Below are 22,354 nucleotides of genomic sequence, written 5' to 3' on the forward strand. Positions count from 1 at the left end.
CGGCGAGGGTAACGGTGCGGGTCAGGCCCCTCGCTCAAACGCCAAGCTTGTCGCGAAGGCCATACCACCACGCACCCAGAACGGTGAACGGAACGCGGAACATGCGCCCGCCCGGGAAGGGATAGGCCTGCAGCGATGACCAGACGTCGAAGCGGCTCATCTGGCCGTGAACGGCCTCACCCAGGATTTTCCCGAGCAGATGGGTCGTCGTTACGCCATGGCCGCTGTCGCCATGCGAGAAGTAGACGGTGTCGGAAAGCTTGCCCATATGCGGAATGCGGGTCAACGTGAGAGCAAAGTTGCCGCTCCAGGCAAAGTCGATCTTCACGTCCTTGAGCTGCGGGAAGGTCTTGAGCATGTTGGGGCGAATGACGCCAGTCAGGTTTTTCGGATCCTGACCGCCGTAACCGATCCCGCCGCCATAGAGCAAACGGTTGTCGGCCGTGCGGCGATAGTAATCGAGCACGTAATTGGCATCCTCGACGCAGTAATTGGCCGGAAGAAGCTCCTCGATCAGCTTGGCATCGAGAGGCTCGGTTGCCATGACCTGCGAGGACACAGGCATCATCTTCTCGGTGATCTTCGGGGCGAGGCCGGCCATGTAGGCATTCCCGCACACCAGGATATGCTTGGCCTTGACGATGCCGCCTTCGGTGCAGACGAAGGGTTGCGGTCCGGTGTCGAGATGCACGACCTTCGACTTTTCAAAGATCTTCGCGCCGAGGCTTTCGGCGGCGGCTGCTTCGCCGAGCACGAGATCGAGCGGGTGGATATGGCCGCCCCGGCGGTCGATCATCCCGCCGACATAGCGGTCTGCTTTCACATATTTGCCGACATCCGCCTTGGAGACCATTTCCAGGCCGTCATGGCCGTGCTTCTTCCAGTTGGCCCGCACTTCGGCCATTTCCTTGACTTGCTTGTCGGTAAAGGCCGCGAAGAAGCCGCCATCGACGAGATCGCATTCGATGCCGTATTTCGCCACGCGCTCCCGGATGATCTGGCCGCCCTCGAGCGACATCTCGCCAAGCCGGGCGGCCCTGTCAGGTCCATAGCGCCGGGCAATCGTTTCAAGATCGCGGCTATAGCCGTTGACGATCTGTCCGCCGTTGCGGCCAGAGGCACCGAAGCCGACGCGATCGGCTTCCAGCACGATCACGGAGTAGCCGTTTTCCGCAAGCTGCAGCGCCGCCGAAATGCCGGTGAAGCCGGCGCCAATGACGCAGACATCGGCCGTGTGTTCGCCGTCCAGCGACGGGCGAATGCGCTTGTCACGGGCAGACGCTGCATAATAGGAGGCCGCATGGCCGGGATTGGGTCCGATCGACTTTTCCATGGGTCTTACCTCAAACGGTTCTGATATAGGCGTCGTATTCGACGTCGGTCACGCGGAGCGAAAACTCCGAAAGTTCCTGGAATTTGCAGGCTGTATAGAGACCGCGATATTTCGGTCCGAGCGCAGCATAGGCAAAGCTCGACTTGGCGAAGCGTTGCAGAGAATAGTCCCAGTTGGTCGGAAGCGGCTCATGACTGACCGCATGGTCGTCGCCCGAGATGGCGCCGCCGGGAGACAGCTTTTCCTTCATGCCGGCAAGCGCAGCCGAAAGGATCATCGCCAGCACGAGATAGGGGTTGGTGTCGGCGCCTGCAACGCGATGTTCGATGCGGGTCGCCGGCTTCGATGCGGTGATCACACGCACGGCCGCAGACCGGTTGTCGATGCCCCAGGAAGCGTAGGTCGGTGCATGTTCCGAAGGTCTCAGGCGGCGATAGGAATTCTGGTGCGGGGCAAAGATCGCCATGCTCTCGCCCATGTTCTGCAGAAGTCCGCCGACCGAATGGAAGAGGGCCTCCGAAGGGCCGTCCTCGCCGACATAGATGTTGCGGCCGTTCTCGTCGAGAACCGAGAAATGCACGTGCATGCCGCTGCCGGCTTGCGTGCCGTAGGGTTTTGCCATGAACGTGGCGTCGAGATCGTTGGCGCGCGCCACTCCCTTGACGATGCGCTTCAGCAGCACCGCATAATCGGCGGCGGCAAGTGCATCGGGAACGTGATTGAGGTTGATCTCGTACTGGCCGGGGCCGTTCTCGCGCAACGTCGTATCGGCCGGCACATTCTGGGCTCGAGCGGCGGAGGAGATCCCGTGGAACACCTCCTCAAAGTCCTGCAGCTCGGAAATCGAGAGGACCTGGGTTTGCCCCGTATGCCAGCGGCCATCGCGGGTATTCGGCGGGCGCACCGGATCGAGCGCCGACCGCACCGGGTCGATCAGGTAGAATTCGAGTTCGGTCGCGACCACGGGCGTGAGCTTGGCGGCGGCAAAGCGCGCCATGACATTGGCCAAAACCTGGCGCGGGTCGGCATAAAAGCTTTCGCCTTCGGTCGTCTGCATCTGCAGCAAGACCTGAGCCGTCGGTCGAGACAGCCAGGTGACGCGGGATAGGGTGCCTGGAACGGGAAAGCAGATACCATCCGGGTCGCCGGTGCCTTCAGCGAGACCGGCAGCATTTACGTCGCGGCCCCAAACGTCGAGCGCATAAACGGAGCGCGGCATTGCCATGCCCTTGGTCAAGACGTCGATGGCGCGTTCGCGTGGGATCCATTTACCGCGCGGAACGCCGTTCACGTCGATGACGAATGCTTCAAGTACTTCAATATCAGGATTTGCCGCGAAAAATTCGCGTGCCTCTTCGGCCATGTCCATGGGTCACCGTGTGGCTGATGTCGTTTGAGTTTCGGAGCGCGCAAGATCGCGCAAGCGGCCAAGCCGCTAACGGTAAACGCTTTTCGCGTTATGAATCAAACACCGGCGCATGCCACTGTCGTCTCTTCCTGATCCCCTCAACCGGCGGCGTGCTTTCGACGCAAGAAACGTCCGGCCTGTTTCCACTGGGAAACAATTTGATCAAATTATGCGGACTGAGTAACACCTCGGCGCAAAAAAGGCTAGCCCCCTGAGAAGGGGGCTAGCGAAGATCTCGTTGTCAGGGACGAAAACGCTCGGGTTTCCAAGCGCTTGCGTCAATAAAAGTCTTTTCGCCGGTGATCATTTCCGCGATCAGTCGACCGGTCGTCGGCCCAAGCGTGAGGCCATGATGCGCATGGCCGAAGGCGAACCAGAGGCCGTCATGACGCGGCGCTTTGCCGATCACCGGCATCATGTCGGGTGTGCAGGGGCGTGCGCCCATCCAGGGTTCTGCGTCCAGCCGTTCCGCGAGCGGGAAAATCTCGCGGGCGACCTTCTCCGCGCGGCCGAGTTGGACTGGCGACTTCGGCGCATCGCGGTTGGCGAATTCCGCGCCCGTCGTCAGACGGATGCCTTTGTCCATGGGTGCCAGGAAGTAACCCCGTTCGACGTCCGAGGTCCAGTTGTTGAGAACGGCGTTGCCGGCCGGCGCGTAATGCATGTGATAGCCACGTTTGACGCCGAGCAGGAAGCTGTAGCCGAATTTACGGGTGACGTCTTCCGACCAGGGACCGAGTGCGAGAACCACCTCGTCACCCTCGATCATCCCTTCATCGGATTTGACGCGCCAGCCCTTGCCGGTGGCGCCCTGTTCCAGGCTCTGCGCATCGCCTGTGACGAAACGGCCACCCAGCGACCGGAAATAGCTGAGATAGGCCTGTGTCAGCGCGTGCGGATCCGTTACCGACCACGGATCATTCCACTTCAGGCCACCGATCAGATCGCCCCGAAGATGCGGCTCCTCCTTGGCCAGATCGTCCCGGTCGAGAGCGCGATAGCTGATGCCGTATTCGCGCGCCAGCCGTTCCGCTTCCGCAACTTCCTTGTCCCGCTTCGCGGCAGTCCGGAAGACCTGCATCCATCCGTCCTTGCGGATCAAATGCCCGGCATTGGACGCCTCGATCAGGTCCTTGTGTTCCGTCACCGAGCTTTCGATCAGCGGTGCATAGGTACGCGCGATTGCCTCATGCCGGCTCTTGTTGGAGTGCCACCAGTAGCGAGACAGGAACGGCACGAGCTTCAGGATGGCGCTCGCATGGTAATGCGCATCGATCCGGTTGTTCAATCCATAGCGGATCAGAAGGCCCAGATCCTGCGGGAAACCGTAGGGCACGACGCCCTCACGCTGGATCAGACCGGCATTACCGAAGGAGGTTTCCTCGCCTGCGCCGCGGCGGTCCAGCAGCACCACGGAGCGCCCCCGACGGGCAAGGTGGATGGCAGTGGACACACCGATAATACCGGCGCCGAGAACGATCGTGATCTTGGACATGAGACTTGCGGATTCCTGCAGACGAGATTGCGACACCAAGGATGCATGTCCACTGTTGCGGTGCAAACGAAAAATTGCCGCAATTCGGCCGATCCTCAACATCCTTGCCAGAGCGCTGACTTGCGGTATCTCTCACCCGAACCGACCTTTTGCCGCGAAGGATCCCGAATGCGTCTTCTCACTCTCGCTGCCGCCTGGCTGCTGGTCGCGATTGGCCTGGTCGGGGTCTTTCTCCCGCTTCTGCCGACGACGCCCTTCATGATCCTGGCCGCAGCACTCTTCGCGCGGTCGTCGCCACGCTTCGAGCAATGGCTGCTCGATCATCCGCGCTATGGTCAGCCCCTGATCGACTGGCGCCGCGAAGGCGCCATTTCCCGGCGTGCCAAGGTCGCCTCGGTCTCGCTGATGGCTGTGAGTTATGTCATCGTCTGGTTCGTGGGGCCGCCGCAGATCTGGCTCAAGCTGCTGGTCGGCGCTATTCTGGTTGCCTGTGCAGCCTTCGTGCTGACACGGCCGGGACCGAGTTTGCAAACGACCAGGGATCCAGAGGCGTAGAAGGCGCCTGGCCAGGGGCCGCGGTCGCCCGTCCGTCAGGAATAGCCGTTGAAGCGCGAATGCCAGGTCCAGGCCGAGCGAATGATGTCGTCGATCTCGTGTTCCGGCTCCCATCCGAGGATGGTGCGTGCCGTCTCGTTGCTGGCCACGAGGAGCGGCGGATCGCCTGCGCGCCGCTCGGCCCGGGTGACGGGCAGGGGGCGTCCGGAGACGGTCTCGACAGCAGAGATGAGTTCCTGGACGCTGGTGCCGGTGCCGGTGCCGAGATTGATCGCGACCGTTTCGCCGCCGTTCAGGAGATATTCGACCGCCCTGACATGCGCGTCCGCAAGATCGGTGACATGCACATAGTCACGGATGCAGGTGCCGTCGCGTGTCTCGTAATCGTCGCCAAAGATCGAGAAGCCGGCCCGGCGCCCAAGTGCCGCTTCGATCAGAAGCGGAACGGCGTGGGTCTCGGGCGTATGCCATTCGCCGATCCGCCCCTCGGCATCGGCGCCGGCGGCATTGAAGTAACGCAGCATGACCGAGCGCATGCGGTCGCACAGATCGAAGTCGCGCAGGGCCTGCTCGACAATATGTTTGGTGCGTCCGTAAGGGTTGATCGGCGCCTGCGGATGCGCCTCGTCCAGCGGCATGTAGGTCGGCGTGCCATAGGTGGCGCAGGTGGAGGAAAAGACGAAGGCGCGGATATCTGCTTCCATCATCGCCTGGAGCAGGGCGAGCGACCCGCCGACATTTATATCGTAAAAGGCCTCCGGTTCCTTGAAGGACTGTCCGACCTCGATCAGACCGGCAAAATGCAGCACGGCTGCCGGCTTGTGCAGCGCCAGGACCTCACGCAGTCGCGCCCGGTCGCGGATATCGCCTTCTTCGGCCGGCCCCCACTTCACGAACTCGCGGTGCCCGCTTGAGAAATTGTCGTAGACCACCGGTACATACCCCTTGGCGGCCAGTGCGAGGCAGGTGTGTGAGCCGATATAGCCGGCACCGCCGGTGACGAGGATTTTGGTTTCGGTCATCAAACAGGGCTTTCAATATCGAAGAACCGGATCATTAACCGGTTCCATCCAATGCGGCCATCCCGTCAAACGGGTGAGTGCAGGAAGACCGGCACGGCTGCGCCAGCAGCACGGCGATCGAGGAACAGCCGTGCCGTGTCGAGCGCCTCGCGGATCGTCACGTCCATATCAAGATAACGATAGGTGCCGAGACGCCCGACAAAGGTAATGTCGCTCTCTTCCTCCGCCCGACGCACATAGGCCGCGAGCTGCTGTTTCTCCTCGACGAGCCGGATCGGATAATAGGGAATGTCATCGAGCCCGCACTCGCGCGAGAATTCGCGGTAGCAGACCGAGCCCTGATGCGTCTCCCACGGGGAGAAGTGCTTGTGTTCGGTGATGCGGGTGTAGGGAACCGAGACGTCTCCATAGTTCATCACCGCGCAGCCCTGATAATCGCCGTCATAGGTAAAGCGCTCGAAATCGAGAGTCCGGTAGCCGAGCTGGCCGTTCTCGTAGTCGAAATATCCATCCAGCGGCCCGGAATAGAAGACGTGGTCGAAGGCATCCTTCTGCGAGCGACGGAACACCGTGCCGAGATGCAGTGTAATGCCGGGCTGATCGAGAATGCCGCGCACCAGGTCGGTGTAACCGTTCTCCGGCATGCCCTGATGCTTGTGGAAGAAATAGTTGTCATCGTAGTTGAAGCGGACCGGGAGCCGCTTCAGGATGGAGGCGGGTAGGGCGGTTGGCGAACACCCCCACTGCTTTTGCGTATACCCCTTGAAGAACGCTTCGTAGAGATCGCGACCGACGAAACGCAGGGCTTGCTCCTCGAAGGTCTGCGGATCCGTGATGGACGTATCGGCCTGCGTCTCCAGAAAGGCGCGCGCCTCGTCCGGCCGCAAGGTCTTGCCGAAGAACTGGTTGATGGTGTGCAAGTTGACCGGAAGGGAAAAGACCTGTCCCTGGCTCGTTGTCTTCACCCGGTTCTTGTAGGGCATGAAGGTGGCGAAGCGGTTGACGTAGTCCCAGACCTCGTCGTCATCGGTATGGAAGATGTGCGGGCCATAGACGTGAACCATCACGCCGGTATCCGCATCGCGCTCCGTGTGGCAATTGCCGGCGATGTGGCTACGGCTGTCGAAGATCTCGACCGTATAGCCTTCTTTCGCTAGCGCGCGCCCGATGACCGCGCCGGAAAGCCCGGCGCCGACGATCGCAATTCTTCCCTTGGCACTCATCTGCATGTCCTGCTTGTCTGTGGTGTCTGTGTCCGCGCCACCGATCTCCGCGCTGTCAGGCGGACGGCCCTGTCCACAGACGCGCATCGCGGGGCAGCTGGGAGAACTCATCCCAACGGCGGAGCTTCTCCAGGTAGCGTTGGCGATAGGTGCCCTCGTCCTGCCAGTCGGTGTTTTCGAGCATCAGCTCAGCGCCGATCTCGTAATAGACGTCGAGATTGGTAAGATCCGGAACCGGCGTTTCCCCACGCTCGCATTCACCCTGCATCTGCCAGAACAGTTCTTCCAGGCGCCGAACGAGGGCCGGGATGTCGCGCAGAACGCTGCCCTCCCGCTGATCCTGCAGCGACTGCCTGATAACCTTGAGCGCTGCCGGGTTGCGCGCATAGGTGATGGCTTTGGCGACATAGTCGTCGGGCGAACTGCAGACGAGTTCGGGAATGCCGGCCGCAACCACGATGCTGCTGCAGAAGCGCGAGGCAAACGTCTTGCCGGGCACGGTGAGCACGGGAAGGCCCATGGTGATCGCATCCGCTGCGGTCGAATGGGCGCCGTAGGGGAACGTATCCAGGAAGAGATCGGCAAGCGCAATGCGGGCGAGGTGATGAGGATTGGCGGCCTTGGGCGCGAAGATCAGTCGCTCCGCAGCGATGCCCCGCTCTGTGGCCAGGGTTCGCAGACGCTGGTTGACCACATCCGGTCCGCCAAGCAGCCACAGCACGCTGTTCGGTGTGGCGAGCAGGATGTCCATCCAGCGCGAGAACACGGGTGCCGTGATCTTCTGCATGCCGTTGAAGCAGGCGAAGACGAAGGCCTCTTCCGGCAGTCCTGCTTCCGTGCGGGTCGGCGTCTTGGCAATGACGCGCTTGCGGTCGATCGGCTGGTTGCAGGGGATCCGCAGAACCTTCTCTGTATAGTAAACTTCAGCCTCTGGCGGCACGATCTGGTCATCGGCGATGAGATACTGATGATAGGGGCTGCCCATCGAACCCGGGTAGCCGCAGAAGGCGACGATCACGGGTGCCGGACGGTATGCGAAGATCTTGGTCCGCGCATGTTTGGTGAACCCGTTGACGTCAACGAGAATGTCGATTTCGTCGGCCACGATCTGATTGGCCGCCTGCAGATCGGTGATCGAGGCAATGTCGCGCCAAACGTCAACCGCGGCCTTGATCCGCTCCTGCGTCGGATCGTTGGTTCGGGCCTCGCCACAATAATAGGCGAAGATCTCCACCTGGCTCTTGTCATGCAACTCCAGAACTTCGCGAAGCGCAAAGCCGACCGCGTGGTCGCGCAGGTCGGAAGAAACGTAACCGATGCGCAGGCGCTGGCCGGTGCCGGTCTTGATCCGCGGCGTCTGCCGGATGAAGCCGCTCGTGTCGGGCCTGCCGACGAGGAACGTGTTGTAGCGATAGGCCTTGGCGAGCTGGAACAGCGGGTCATCCGAGAAGCAGCCGAGCGGCAGCGGCGACATGGCGTCGACCAGATTGCGCGCGGTGACATGCTCCGAGGTGACGATCACCGGCCACTTGCATTGGTGTTGACGCAGCGAAAGCCAGTGTTGGCCCGCTTCCGGCTTGTCTGGCCGCAACTCGATTGCCTGCCATAAGGCCGTCTCGGCCTCCTCGAGCAGCCCGGCGCCTTCCATCACGCGGCCGATGTGCTGCAGCGTCATCAGGCGGTGGCTCGAACGCTCGGCTGTGATCTCCGACGTCTGTTCGGCATAGGTGCGCCATTGCTGAATGGCCTGCAGCGTCAGGCCGCTGTCTTCCATGGCGCGACCAAGGTTGATGTGCGCCTGGCCAAATTGCGGATTGATCCTGAGGCAAGCCTGCAATGCTTGGATCGATCCGGCAAGGTCGTCCATCTGCCGCAGCGTCACGGAATAGTTGAAGTAGACGAAATGCAGCAGTGGGTTGTTGTCGTTATAGGCGATCCAGGCCTTGTAGAGTTCGGCTGCGAGCACGCGCTGGCCCCCGGCGCTCAGGGCCTCTGCAACCTGAAACAACTCACCCAGCGGGAGCTGTTGGTTGCGGGCGCGCAGCAGTAGGGCGGTAAACAGCGAAGCATTGTCCTGGGCGGGTGCATGATCCATGATCTGGACATTCCACGAAGCTTGGAGCCAGAGGCTCGAATTGACACGGGCGCCATGGCGCGTCGTCTCATCTAGCGGCGCTAGCTTGCTTTGGGCTTGCCACGCTGAGTGGAACGCGAACCACCAAGTCCATCAATGGGTCTATTTTGTTGTAGACTATAAATATCGGCGGAATATTACTGCGGATTCCCGGCGTTTCGCTGACCTGGAAGAATAGCGACGCGCAAAAATTGTCTGATTAGAATTTGCGACTTTCCAGATCGCCAATTAACTGAATGTTAGAATCTGAAATGCAAGGTTGGCTCAAGGCTTCTGCTGGGCTCCGACTCAATTTAGAGTGAGACTGGCAGAACTGGGTGAGAGGTTCTTGTTCAGGCAAGGATGTCACGACCTTCACAAGCGCAGGATTAGGGGTCCGCCCGGGCCTCGAATGCATGATGCCTCCCGCGTTCCGGCTCCAGTGCGAGCCATGTTTTACCTCAAGTTTTCAGTCCGCTAGGACACCCTTTCGACGACGACCGATGATGGTGCGTATCGAGGGGCCAAATCGCCAGCAGGTGCAGGATGCGCCTGGGTCCGCGGTGTCAGGGTGATCAGGCCCTTTCACAGTGCGGCGGCAGGGGAATGACATCTGCAAATCGCAACGTCAAAGGCGCGCGTAAATGACCTCGATCATCACATCTCTGACCACGACTCAGATCAAGGCCCTCTCCACGGCCAGCATTGTCTCGCTCAACACCGAAGACATGGCGGCCCTGTCTTCTGCCCAGATCAAGGTCCTTTCGTCCGCGCAGATCGCAGCGCTTGAGACGGTTGACCTTGCGGCCCTCAGCTCCGCCCAGCTCAGCGCTGTTTCGGCAGCCTCCATGGTCGGCCTCAGCGCCGGTCAGCTCGCGGTGATCGACTCCGCCAAGATCAGCGCTCTCGGCACCAGCCAGATCGCGGCTCTTTCCTCTGCTCAGGTCGGCAACCTCTCCTCCGCCCAGATCGCTGCAATGAGCAGCACGCAGATCGGCGCCCTGAGCTCGGCTGCCATCGCATCCCTCGCGACCGACGACTTTGCGACGCTCGATTCCGCAGACATCGCCGCCATCAGCAGCAAGGCCATCACTGGTCTTTCGACCGCCAACATCGCAGCCCTCACCACCGCACAGCTGGCAGGACTTTCGACAGCGCAGGTTGCGGCTCTCACGACGGCGCAGATCGGCGCGCTGACGACGGCAAACGTCGCAGCTCTGACCACCACCCAGGTATCGGCTCTCGGCTCGACCCAGGCCGCTGCCCTTGGCGGCACGCAGATCCAGAGCCTGACGACAGCTCAGGTGAGCGCGCTCAGCACCAAGGCTATCTTGGGCTTCAGCACCGCTCAGATCGACACCCTGAACACCAATGTCGCCGGCCTGACCACCGCGCACCTCGCTGTAATGACCTCTTCGCAGTTCTCGGTCATCCTGAGCGACGATATCGACACCCTGTCCACCGCTGAGGTTGCCGCGATCAACGTGAAGGGCATCGCCGGCCTGCGGACCGACGCACTTGCTTCCCTCGACACCGCCCAGATGGCGGCTCTTACGACCGGCCAGCTCGGCGCCTTGACCTCCACGCAGGTCGGCTCGCTGTCCACCGCTCAGATTGGCGCTCTCACGGGCACCCAGGCCGCTGGCCTCGGTTCTGCCCAGATCGTCGGACTGAACACGGCCAACGTCGCAGCACTCTCCACGGCAGCCGTTGCAGCCCTGAGCTCCAAGGCCATGGCCGCCCTCTCCAGCACGCAGGTCGCTGCTCTCACGACCGCTCAGGTAGCTGCCCTGACGACCGGCCAGCTAGCAGGTCTGAGCTCGGCAGCCATTGCAGCCCTCGGCACCGACGACCTCGCAACCCTGTCGTCTGCCGAACTCGCCGTCATCAGCAGCAAGTCCATCGGCGGTCTTGGCACCGCGGCCATCGGCTCGCTCACCACGGCCCAGACGGTCGGCCTGACCACCGGTCAGGTCGCAGCCCTCAGCACCGCGCAGCTCGCAGCGCTGACGACCGCCCAGGCCGCCGGTTTGACCACGGCTCAGGTCGGCGCCTTCACGTCTGCACAGGTCTCGGCGCTCAGCACCGCCAATCTGGCGGTTCTCTCCACCGGCCAGATCGCCGCTCTCGGCTCTGCCGCTGTCGGCGCCCTGTCTTCGGCCCAGTTCACCGCGCTGACGACCGCTCAGGTCGAAGCCCTGACGCCGGCCCAGGTTGCCGCTCTCGGCTCTGAAGATCTGGCCGCCCTCGGCACCGACGATATCGCGCTCTTCTCGACGCTCGACATCGCCGCAATCTCCAGCAAGTCGATCTCCGGCCTGTCCACCGCCAACGTCGCGGCCCTGACCACGGGCCAGGTTGCAGCCCTCAGCTCGGCCCAGCTCGGCGCCATGTCCTCGGCCCAGATCGGCGCCTTGACCACGGCCCAGGTGAACGCACTGGGCAGCACGCAGATCGCCGGCCTTGGTTCGGCAGCTCTGGCGGCTCTCGGCACCGACGATATCGCGACCTTCTCGACGGCAGAAATTGCCGCCATCAGCACCAAGGCGGTCGCCGGTCTTTCGACCGCCGCACTTGCGACACTTACCACGGCACAGGCCACGGCCCTCAGCACTGCCATGGTCGCTGCTCTTTCGACGGCCCAGATCGCCTCGCTGACCACCGGCAGCGTCGCTGTACTGTCCACGGCGCAGGTTGCTGCCCTTGGCTCGACCCAGGCTGCGGCGCTCGGCACGACCCAGCTGCAGAACATGACAACCGCCCAGATCGGTGCGCTTAGCAGCAAGGCAATCGCCGGCCTGTCTTCGGCACAGATGGATGTCTTCAACACCGGACAGATCAACGGCTTCGGCCCCGCTCAGCTCGCTCTCCTGAGCTCGGTACAGCTCAGCGCTCTGATGGCTGATGACATCGATACCTTCTCGACGGACGATGTCGCTGCCCTGAGCTCGAAGGCGATCTCCGGTCTGACCACCGCTGCCCTCGGCTCCTTCGACACCACGCAGGTTGCTGCCCTTACCTCGGCTCAGGTTGGCGCTTTGACCTCGACTCAGGTTGGTTCGCTCACCACGGCCCAGGTTGCTGCCTTCACGACGGCGCAGGTCGCCGGTCTTGGCTCTACCCAGGTCGCAGCCCTCAACACCGCCAACATTGCCGCGCTCACCACCGCTGCGATTGTCGCCCTGAGCTCCAAGGCTATGGCCTCGCTCAGCAGCACGCAGATGGCGGCCCTGACAACCGCTCAGGTTGCGGCCCTGTCCACCGGCCAGATCGCGGGCCTCAGCTCGGCAGCAGTCGCCGCGCTTGGCACGGACGACCTCGCGACCTTCACGTCGGCTGACATTGCTCTGATCAGCAGCAAGGCGATTTCCGGCCTGTCCACGGCAGCACTCGCCGGCCTCACCACGGCCCAGACGGCAGGGTTCACCACCGCCCAGGTCGCAGCCCTCAGCACTGCGCAGCTCGGAGCGCTCACGACCGCCCAGGCAGCGGCTCTGACCTCCACGCAGGTCGGCGCCCTGAGCTCGACGCAGGTTGCTGGCTTGAGCACCGCCAATCTCGCGGTTCTGACCACCGGCCAGATCGCCGCTCTCGGCTCTGCCGCTGTCGGCGCCCTGTCTTCGGCCCAGTTCACTGCCATGACGACGGCTCAGGTTGAAGCCCTGACGCCGGCTCAGGTCGCCGCTCTCGGCTCTGAAGATCTGGCCGCCCTCGGCACCGACGATATCGCGCTCTTCTCGACGCTCGACATCGCCGCAATCTCCAGCAAGTCGATCTCCGGCCTGTCCACCGCCAATGTCGCGGCCCTGACCACGGGCCAGGTTGCAGCCTTCAGCTCGGCTCAGCTCGGCGCCATGTCCTCGGCCCAGATCGGCGCCTTGACCACGGCCCAGGTTAACGCGCTGGACAGCACCCAGATCGCCGGCCTCGGTTCGGCAGCTCTGGCTGCTCTCGGTACCGACGATCTTGCAACCTTCTCCACCGCAGAGATCGCCGCGATCAACTCCAAGAGCATTGCGGGCCTCTCCACGGCCAATGTGGCTGCCCTCACCACCGCCCAGGCGGCCGCGCTGACGACGACGCAGATCGGCGCCTTCAGCTCCACGCAGGTCGGTGCATTGACCACGGCTCAGGTGGCAGGTCTGTCGACCCTCCAGGTGAGCGGCCTTGGCTCCACCCAGGTAACGGCGCTAAACACGGCAAACATCGCTGCTCTGACCACTGGGCAGGTCGCAGTGCTCAACAGCAAGGCGGTTGCCGCCCTGTCGTCGACCCAGATCTCCGCCCTGACCACGGCACAGGTCGATGTGCTGACCTCCACGCAGATCGGCGCTCTTGGCTCCGCTGCCCTCGGTGCTCTTGGAACCGATGATCTGGCGCTCTTCGCATCGTCCGACATCGCCGCAATCAGCACCAAGGCACTGGCTGGCCTCTCGACCGCCAATGTCGCGGCTCTGACGACCGCCCAGCTCGCCGGTCTCACCTCCACACAGCTGTCGTCTCTGTCGACCGCTCAGTTGGGAGCTCTGACCACCACCCAGGCGGCGGCACTGACCACCGGTCAGCTCTCCGCGCTGAAGGCGACCCAGGTCTCGTCGCTGAGCACGGCGAACATCGCCGCTCTCACCACCGGCCAGGTCGCTGGCCTCAGCAGCTCGCTGCTCGCAGCGCTGACCTCGACGCAGGTCGGTGTGCTGACAACCGCCCAGGTTGCGGCACTGACGACAACGCAGATTGCTGGTTTGAGCTCCACGGCTTTGGCAGCACTCGGCACCGATGACCTCGCGACCTTCTCGTCGGCGGACATCGCGGCAATCAGCTCCAAGGCTCTGGCCGGTCTGTCGACGGCGAACATTGCGGCACTGACAACGGCTCAGACCGCTGGTCTGTCCACCGCTCAGGTCGCGGCGCTCGGCACTGCCCAGATCGGTGTCCTGACCACGGCTCAAGTGGCTGGTCTGAGCACGGCCCAGACGGCGGCTCTCACCTCGTCGCAAGTCAAGGTTCTGACCACGGCCAGCGTCGCGGCTCTGACCACTGGTCAGGTTGCGGTCCTCGGCACTGCAGCGGTCTCCGCCCTGTCCACGGCGCAGATCGATGCCTTCAGCACCGCCCAGGTCGAAGCTCTGACGTCCGGTCAGGTCGCTTCTCTTGGCTCGGCTGCCATCGCTGCTCTGGCGACGGCGGATCTGGTCACCTTCTCGACCGCCGATATCGCCGCAATCAGCACCAAGGCAATTGCCGGCCTCGAAACCGGAGACTTCGGCAGCCTCACCACGGCCCAGGTCGCAGCCTTCACGGCAACGCAGATCGGTGCAATGACCGACGACCAGGTCACCGCGATCGTCGCAGCCTACCAGGCGATCTAAGAACTGCGGCGCGGCTCATGGCCGCGCCGATAAAATCGAAAGACCATCGAGAAACGGCGTCTCCCCAGGGAGGCGCCGTTTTTCTTTGTGCCCATCTCCCGGACCACGGCCGCTCCGATCCCTTGTTGAATGCGCCGTCTAACGCTCGCCATGCGTGCGCCGCACCTTTCCAGATCACGCTCCAGTCTCAGGCAAGCCCAACTGCCTAACAATGGCACGATTGGTGAACGTGCGCGATCGGCCCAGTTGTGGCGTTAGCGTTGATTTTGATGACAACATAGCATCACGGATTTTGTATATGAGCACCACGATTTCGTCCCTCAGCCTCGCGCAGATCCGGGCAGCATCGACGACGCAGGTCGCGGCCTGGTCGACAGAGGACGTGGCTTCGCTCACCACCCAGCAGATCGGCGTCCTGTCGTCGGTGCAGATTGCCGCGCTCGACACGGAAGACGTGGACGTCATGAGCAGCCAGCAGCTCAAGGCGATTTCGCAGTCCGCAATCGTCGGCCTCACGCTCGACCAACTCGCGGTCCTCGACCAGTACGATATCGAAAGCCTCAACAGCACCGCGGTCGGTAAGCTGACCACCGGGCAGATTGCTGGATTGTCGAGTGCGCAGGCGGCCGCGCTGACACCCGGTCAGGTATCCGCATTGACCGCAGCGCAACTCGCAGCGCTCGGCACAGAAGACATCGCGGGCTTCTCCACGGCAGACATGGCGGCTATCGCCGCTCGCGCCATTTCGGGCCTCACGAACCAGGCCATCGCGATCTTGTCGACGGAACAGGTCGCTGCCTTGAGCACGGCAAGCGTTAGCCAGCTGACGACGAAGCAGCTCTCCGCCCTGTCTGCCGATCAGACGGCGGCTCTGACGGAGCAGCAGGTCAAGGCTCTGTCGGCGAAGCAGATCGTTTCGCTAAAGACAGAGAGCATCGCTGGAATGACGACCGCCCAGATCGCGGCGCTGAGCACCGGCGCGATCACCGGTCTTTCCACGACCCAGATCGCGGTTCTGTCAACGGCCCAGGTCGAAGCTCTGACGGGCATCCAGGTCAAGGTCTTGTCCGCAGCCCAGGTTGCGGTCCTTGATGACGTCGACTTGGCCACCTTTACGACGGCGGAGATCGCCGCACTGTCGGGCAAGGCCGCGACCGGTATCACGACCGCCGTTCTCGCGACACTGACCACCGACAAGATCGCGGCCCTGAATACGGGTGCCGTCGCAAGCCTCACCACCGCGCAGATCGGAGCCATGACGACCGCCCAGGCCGAGGCTCTGACGAGTATTCAGGTGAAAGCACTCACGTCGATACAGATGGCGGTTCTTTCGGCCGACGCGCTCGCGACCTTCTCTTCGGACGATATCGCGGCTCTGACCAACAAGGCCGTGTCGGGTCTGTCGACGGACCTGGTCGCGGCCCTCTCGAGCGACCAGATTGCGGCCCTCGGTACAAGTGCAGTGACCGGCTTCACCACCAAGCAGATCGCCGCCCTGACCTCCGCGCAGATCGCCGCCCTGACGACAGCCCAGATCGGAGCGATGAGCTCACGCCAGATCGCCGGCTTCACCACCGACAATGTCACAGCCTTGAGTTCGGCGCAGATCGGCGCCATCACCACCGCCGGCATCATTGGCCTTTCCAGCACCCTGATTGGCGCTCTTTCGACCGGTCAGGTCGAGGCATTGTCCTCCGCCCAGGTCAAAACACTGCGGTCCGACCAACTGGCAGCTCTCGGGGCTGACGACATCGTCACGTTCTCGACCGCCGATATCGCCGCGATCGTCAATAAGGCGGTTGCGGGTCTAACAACGGATGCCATCGCCGCCCTGTCGACGGCGCAGATCGCAGCACTCTCCACCACAACGCTGGTGAACCTGACGACGGACCAGATCAACGCCCTCTCGACTGCCCAGGTCGAAGCGCTGACGACCGCTCAGGTGAAGGTCCTGAGCGCCAAGCAGATTGCCGCGCTCGGAACGGATGACATCGCGACATTCTCGACCGCCGAAATCGCGGTCCTCAGCAGCGCTTCGGTCACCGGGCTTGGCACGGATCTCATCGCGGCCCTGACGACCGATCAGATTGCGGCACTGGCCACCGGTGCAATCACCAGCCTGACCACCCAGCAGGTCGCGACGTTGAGCACGGCGCAGGCCGCTGCCCTCGCGACCTCTCAGATCAAGCTGTTAAATGCCAAGCAGTTGGGCGCGCTCAGCACAGAAGCCCTAGCCGTCCTTTCCACAGCTCAGATCGCCGCTTTGAACCCGAACGGCATCGCCGGGCTGACCAGCGACCAGATGGAAACTTTGTCGACCGCCCAGGTGGAGGCTCTCACGGCCGCCCAGATCAAGGCGCTCAATTCCGCTCAGGTCTCTGTCCTCGACAGCGCAGATCTTGCGACCTTCTCCACGGAAGAGATCGCAGCACTGACGAACAAGGCCGTGGCCGGCATCAGCACGACCATCCTCGCGGCACTCCCGACAACGACCTTGGCCGCGCTCACCACGTCGGCGGTCTCCGCCCTGACCACGGATCAGGTGGAGGCCCTGACGATCGGTCAACTGGCGGCCATGTCCACCCGGCAGATCGCGGCCTTGACGGCAACCCAGTTGGCCGCGATCGGCACCACGGCATTCGCAAGCCTCTCGACCGAGCAGATTGCGTCTCTGAGCGTGGCGGGGGTAGGCGGCCTGACATCCGAGCAGGTTCAGGCCTTGTCCACTGGCCAGGTGCAGGCACTGACCGACAAGCAGATCAAGGCGCTGAAATCCTCTCAGGTGGCAGCCCTTGGGACGGACGATCTTGCAACCTTCACGACGGCCGAAATCGCCGCGCTCACAAGTGACGCCATTGCGGGGTTGACCGAAGCCGGCCTCAGATCTCTTTCGACGGCGCAGATCGTGGCGATCAGCGTCGGCACGATCGCCAAGCTTCCGGTCGATCTGGTCGAAGTGCTGACCTCTGATCAGGTTTCGGCTCTTACGGTGAAACAAATCGCGGCGCTGAGCTCCGGTCAGGTCGCTTCCCTCTCGACCGCCAACATCGCCACTTTGAGCACAGCTCAGATCGAGGCCCTCAGCAGTGGTGGTATTGCGGGCCTCACCACAACACAATTGAACACGCTCACCACCGTTCAGGTGTCAGCCCTTCTGCCGGTGCAGGTCGCCTCCCTCGGCTCGACGCAGCTGGAAGCCTTCGGGACGGACGATCTTGCGGTCTTTTCGACCAAGGATGTTGCCGCGATCGCTCCGTCTGCCTTGCCAGGTTTGTCTCCCACCGTCATCGCCGCATTGTCGACGGATCAGATCGCAGCCTTGAGCAGCCAGTCGGTGGCTGGCTTGACGGCGAATCAGGTCACAGCCTTGAGCACCAACCAGATCGCTGCGCTGACAAGCAAGCAGATGGCAGCACTCGGCACGCTGCAAATCGGTTCGTTGACCACGGCTATGATTGCCGCGCTCTCGACCCTGCAAGTCGCATCGCTCAACACCGGCGCAATTGCCGCCCTCAACACGACGCAGATCTCGGCCCTGACGACGGCGCAGGCGGAGGCGCTGACGCCTCTTCAGGTCGCAGCACTGACATCTCAGCAATTGTCGGCGTTTGGTACCGATGATCTGGCAACGTTCTCGACAAAGGACATCGCCGCAATCGGCTCCGCGGCCGTGGGTGGCCTGACGACTGAAGCCGTGGCGTCTCTCTCCACCGCGCAGATCGAGGCTCTGAGCACAGCCGCGATCACCGGTCTTTCGACCAAGCAGCTTGATGCCATGACCACGGCACAGATGGAGGCGCTGGGTGCCGCTCAGGTGGCCGCGCTCAATTCGACGCAGCTTGGCGTTCTCGGAACGGAAGATATCGCGACCTTCGCGACCAAGGATGTGGCGGCAATCTCTGCCGGCGCGATCTCCGGTTTGTCGACGGCCGCGATTGCGGCTCTGACCACAGCGCAGGTGGCGGCCCTGAGCAACACCGGCATTGCCGGCTTGACCACCAAACAGGTGGCGGCGCTCGCGGTCGGCCAGTTCGCCGCCATGAGCACGAGCCAGGTCGCAGCCCTGACCTCGACCCAGATCGGAGCCATCGCGAGCAGCACGATCGCCACACTTTCGACCAGCCAGGTGGCAGCCCTCGGCGTGGGAACCGTGACCGGACTGACATCGGGTCAGATTGATGCCTTGAATTCCAGTCAGGTCGAAGCCTTGACCAGCAGCCAGGTCGGGTCCTTGAGCTCGGCGCAGCTCTCCATGCTGACAAGCCAGGACATTGCGACCTTCTCGACAGCGGACATTGCCGCCCTCGGTTCGCTCGCGATCGGCGGCCTTTCCCCGGCCGTCATTGCCTCGCTCTCGACGGCCCAGATCGCGGCACTCACCGCAGGCGGCATCGGAGGGTTGCGGACCCAGCAGGTCGCAGCTCTGACGTCAGGTCAGATCGCCGCTCTGAACTCGGCGCAGATCGCAGCACTCTCCTCGTCTCAGGTGGCAGCGCTCGGCACTGACAAGATCGCGCTTCTGTCCACGGGACAGGTCATGGCACTCACGGCTGCAGGCATCAGCGGCCTCTCCACAACGCAGATCGTGGCATTGAACACGGTCCAGGTGGAAGCTTTGACGACGGCCCAGGTCGCTGCGCTCAGCTCGAAACAGATTGCCGCGCTTGGAACGGATGACATCGCAGTCTTCTCGACCGCCGATATCGCGGCCATCAGTGCCAGTGCTGTGACGGGCATGACATCGGAGTTGATCGGTGCACTCTCGGCAGACCAGCTCGCAGCCTTCAGTGCTGGCGGCGTCGGCGGTCTGTCGACCACCCAATTGAGCGGCCTCACGCCGGCCCAGGTCGCGGAATTGACCACTGCGCAGATCGCAGCGCTGAGTTCCGGCCAGATCGCGGCCATCACAACCACGAGCATTGCCGCATTCTCCACCACGCAGATTGCGGCCATCAGCGCCCAAGGCGTTGCTGGTCTGTCCACGGCCCTGATCGGCGCTTTGAGCACCGGTCAGGTGGAAGCGCTGACCACGGCTCAGGTCGCCGCTCTGAGCTCGCGCCAGCTTGCAGCACTCGGGTCCGACGACATCGCCGTCTTCTCCACCGCAGACATCGCCGCAATCAACACGGCCGCCGTCGCGGGTCTGACGAACGGACTGATCGCGGCTCTCTCTGCCGACCAGATCATGGCGCTGAGCACCGGTGTGGTCGCCGGTTTGTCCACCGTCCAGGTCGCAGCCCTGAGTGTCGCACAGGTCGATACCTTGACGACGGCTCAGATCGCTGCGCTTGGCTCGCGCCAAATCGGTGTTCTCGGTACAGATGACCTGGCAGTCCTGTCGACCGAACAGATTGCCGCCATCAGCGCCACGGGTGTGGCGGGACTGTCGGCCACACAAATACAGGCGCTTCTGTCGGATCAGGTTGAAGCCTTGACCCCAGGCCAGATCGCCGCCTTAAGCTCAACCCAGATCGCAGCCTTCGACACGGCCGATTTCGGTGTCTTCAGCGATGCCGATCTCGCGGCAATCGCGACGGGGGCGATTGCGGGCATTCCGACCGCAGTGCTCGTCGCGCTTTCCCCTGACCAGATCTCGGCATTCAGTGCAGCTGCGATGTCGGGTCTCTCAACGCTTCAGATAAGCGCTTTGGGCACGCTGCAGATCGGTGCGATGAGCACGGATCAGGTTGCCGCTCTCACAACCCGTCAGATCGCGGTGCTGGGAACCGACGATCTGTCCGCTTTGACCACAGCGCAAGTCGCAGCACTGAGCACCGCTGCCATCAATGCGCTGACCACCACGCAGTTCGTCGCATTGAGTTCCGAGCAGATGGAGGCGCTGACCACGGCTCAGGTGGCCGCCCTGACCTCGGCCCAGATCTCCGTTCTCACGACGGATGATCTCGACATGTTCTCGACCGCCGACATCGCCTCAATCAGCTCAAGCGCGGTGACCGGTTTCTCGACGGGTACCATCGCCTCGCTTTCGACCGAACAGATTGCTGCCCTCGGCACCGGAGGGGTCAGCGGTCTGTCGACAGCGCAGATTGCGGCTTTGAGCACCCTGCAGGTCGAGGCCCTGACCACCCTCCAGGTCGCAGCACTCGGCTCGCGGCAAATCGCAGCCTTGGGAACCGATGACCTCGCGGTGCTCTCGACCGCCAAGATCGCATCTCTCGCCACAGCTGGTGTCGCCAACCTCTCGACCGCACAGATCGCGGCCTTGAGCATCGATCAGATCGAAGCCTTTACGTCGGGGCAGGTGGCGGTTCTCACCTCGGCGCAGATTGCCGTCTTGACAATCGACGCCATCGAGACCTTCTCGACCGCCGACATGGCTGCCATCAGTTCGTCCGCCATTTCCGGTCTGTCGACGGCCATGATCGCAGCCTTCTCCACGAATCAGATCGCAGCGCTTGGAGCGACCGGTATCGCCGGTCTATCGACGGCGCAGATCACTGCCATGAGTATCGATCAGATCGAAGCGCTCACCCCCAAGCAGGTTGCCGCTCTCACCTCGCGCCAGATCGCGGTGCTCGGCACCGATGATCTCGACGTCTTCTCTTCTGCCGACATCGCTGCGATCAGCGCCGGCGCGATGGAGGGAATGTCGACCACGATGATTGCGAGCCTCACGCCGGCGCAGGTCGGTGCCCTGAGTACAGCTGCCGTCGCGGCCCTGAGCACCACGCAGCTGGCCGCGTTGAGCTCGGAGCAGATCGACTCGCTGAGCACGACACAGGTCGCGGCCTTGACCTCGCGCCAGATCGAATCCCTGGGTACGGACGATCTCGGATCGTTCTCGACCGCCCAGATTGCCGCAATCAGTGCGACAGGGATCGCGGGTCTGACCGGTACGCAGATGGCCGCCTTGAGCGTCGAGCAGATTGCCGCCCTGTCGATTTCCCAGATTGCGGCGCTGAGTTCCGGCGCTCTGTCCGGTCTCAGCATTTCGGATCTGGAAGGCTTTTCCGCAGCCGAAATTGCCGCAATCAGTTCGGCGGGGATCGCCGGCCTTTCGACCGATTTTATCGCCGGCCTGACCACGAGTGCGGTCGCAGCCTTGAGCACGGCGAGCGTGTCGGGTCTGTCCAGCGCTCAGGTCGCAGCGTTGAGCGTGGATCAAGTCGCAGCCTTCTCGTCGACGCAGATTGCCGCCCTGAGCGCGAATGGTCTTGCCGGCCTTGACACCCAGGATCTCGCCGCTCTGTCGCCAGGCGATCTGGCGGCAATCGGTGCGACGGCCATCAAAGGACTGTCGACGGCAGTCATTGCTGCCCTCTCCACCGGTGATATTGCAGGACTGTCGACCGGCCAGATTGCAGGTCTGACCTACAATCAGATGGCGGCAATGAGCACGGCCCAGGTGGCGGCTCTTTCTCTGGCCCAGATCGGAGCCATGGGCGCTGTCCAGGCTGCCGGTCTCGGAACCGACGACATCGCCCTGCTCTCGACGGAGAAGATCGCGGCCTTGAGTTCCAGCGCCATCGCCGGGTTGAGCACGCAGGTGATTGCCGCCCTGAGCACGGCGCAGGCGGAGGTGTTGAAGCCAGGGCAGGTTGCAGCACTCACCTCCACCCAGGTCGCGGCGCTGGAACAGGAAGATCTCGCGACCTTCTCTGCCGAAGATATCGCCGCCTTCAGTCAAAGCGGCATTGCCGGCCTTTCGACGGACGACATCACCCATCTCTCCAGCACCCAGTTGGGCGCACTCATGGATCACCAGATGGGAGCGATGAATTCCGATCAGGTCGCGGCCGTCATCGCAGCCTTCCTGGGCGGCGGAACGGGTTGATCCTGAGAGGACAGAGACATCTCCGGACGGTCATCCTTCAG

General features: G+C 62.9%; 9 protein-coding genes. 3 read left to right on the forward strand and 6 right to left on the reverse strand.

Annotation, left to right across the window (positions count from 1 at the left end; translation table 11 throughout):
* Nucleotides 1–34: 34 nt before the first annotated feature.
* The 3 genes from ACT53S_RS03260 to ACT53S_RS03270 all read right to left on the reverse strand — a co-directional run bounded on the left by ACT53S_RS03260 (nt 35) and on the right by ACT53S_RS03270 (nt 4,236).
* Entirely contained in the window at nt 35–1,333 is a 1,299-nt protein-coding gene (locus tag ACT53S_RS03260; RefSeq protein WP_476065889.1) for an NAD(P)/FAD-dependent oxidoreductase, read from the reverse strand.
* A 10-nt stretch (nt 1,334–1,343) separates the two neighbouring features.
* Nucleotides 1,344–2,702, reverse strand: coding sequence for a glutamine synthetase family protein (locus ACT53S_RS03265; protein ID WP_113377274.1), 1,359 nt, complete (start codon nt 2,700–2,702; stop codon nt 1,344–1,346).
* Nucleotides 2,703–2,982: 280 nt separating this feature from the next.
* Complete coding sequence (locus tag ACT53S_RS03270; protein ID WP_113377275.1) at nt 2,983–4,236, reverse strand: NAD(P)/FAD-dependent oxidoreductase; 1,254 nt, start codon at nt 4,234–4,236, stop codon at nt 2,983–2,985.
* Between the two features lie 168 nt (nt 4,237–4,404).
* Here ACT53S_RS03270 and ACT53S_RS03275 point away from each other — a divergent pair, with 168 nt between their 5' ends.
* Entirely contained in the window at nt 4,405–4,791 is a 387-nt protein-coding gene (locus ACT53S_RS03275) for a YbaN family protein (RefSeq protein WP_476065890.1), read from the forward strand.
* A 35-nt stretch (nt 4,792–4,826) separates the two neighbouring features.
* Here ACT53S_RS03275 and galE read toward each other — a convergent pair whose 3' ends face one another.
* The 3 genes from galE to ACT53S_RS03290 all read right to left on the reverse strand — a co-directional run bounded on the left by galE (nt 4,827) and on the right by ACT53S_RS03290 (nt 9,131).
* Nucleotides 4,827–5,813 (reverse strand): UDP-glucose 4-epimerase GalE, encoded by a 987-nt coding sequence (gene galE / locus ACT53S_RS03280; RefSeq protein ID WP_476065891.1) that lies wholly within the window; start codon nt 5,811–5,813, stop codon nt 4,827–4,829.
* Nucleotides 5,814–5,878: 65 nt separating this feature from the next.
* A complete protein-coding gene (locus ACT53S_RS03285; RefSeq protein ID WP_113377300.1) occupies nt 5,879–7,036 on the reverse strand; it encodes a UDP-galactopyranose/dTDP-fucopyranose mutase family protein in 1,158 nt (385 codons plus the stop codon).
* A gap of 55 nt (nt 7,037–7,091) precedes the next feature.
* The gene (locus tag ACT53S_RS03290) at nt 7,092–9,131 is read right to left on the reverse strand and encodes an O-linked N-acetylglucosamine transferase, SPINDLY family protein (protein ID WP_476065892.1); all 2,040 of its coding nucleotides are present in this window, start codon (nt 9,129–9,131) and stop codon (nt 7,092–7,094) included.
* Nucleotides 9,132–9,793: 662 nt separating this feature from the next.
* On the opposite strand from ACT53S_RS03290, the gene ACT53S_RS03295 reads away from it, so the two are divergent.
* Entirely contained in the window at nt 9,794–14,518 is a 4,725-nt protein-coding gene (locus tag ACT53S_RS03295) for a beta strand repeat-containing protein (RefSeq protein WP_476065893.1), read from the forward strand.
* A gap of 298 nt (nt 14,519–14,816) precedes the next feature.
* Entirely contained in the window at nt 14,817–22,313 is a 7,497-nt protein-coding gene (locus ACT53S_RS03300; protein WP_476065894.1) for a hypothetical protein, read from the forward strand.
* Nucleotides 22,314–22,354 lie beyond the last annotated feature (41 nt).

This window comes from Allorhizobium sp. DMC15 (assembly GCF_056314065.1).

Coding starts and splice junctions, on each gene's coding strand:
- ACT53S_RS03260 (WP_476065889.1), bottom strand. CDS start 1,333: ATGGAAAAGTCGATCGGACCCAATCCCGGCCATGCGGCCTCCTATTAT.
- ACT53S_RS03265 (WP_113377274.1), bottom strand. CDS start 2,702: ATGGACATGGCCGAAGAGGCACGCGAATTTTTCGCGGCAAATCCTGAT.
- ACT53S_RS03270 (WP_113377275.1), bottom strand. CDS start 4,236: ATGTCCAAGATCACGATCGTTCTCGGCGCCGGTATTATCGGTGTGTCC.
- ACT53S_RS03275 (WP_476065890.1), top strand. CDS start 4,405: ATGCGTCTTCTCACTCTCGCTGCCGCCTGGCTGCTGGTCGCGATTGGC.
- galE (WP_476065891.1), bottom strand. CDS start 5,813: ATGACCGAAACCAAAATCCTCGTCACCGGCGGTGCCGGCTATATCGGC.
- ACT53S_RS03285 (WP_113377300.1), bottom strand. CDS start 7,036: ATGAGTGCCAAGGGAAGAATTGCGATCGTCGGCGCCGGGCTTTCCGGC.
- ACT53S_RS03290 (WP_476065892.1), bottom strand. CDS start 9,131: ATGGATCATGCACCCGCCCAGGACAATGCTTCGCTGTTTACCGCCCTA.
- ACT53S_RS03295 (WP_476065893.1), top strand. CDS start 9,794: ATGACCTCGATCATCACATCTCTGACCACGACTCAGATCAAGGCCCTC.
- ACT53S_RS03300 (WP_476065894.1), top strand. CDS start 14,817: ATGAGCACCACGATTTCGTCCCTCAGCCTCGCGCAGATCCGGGCAGCA.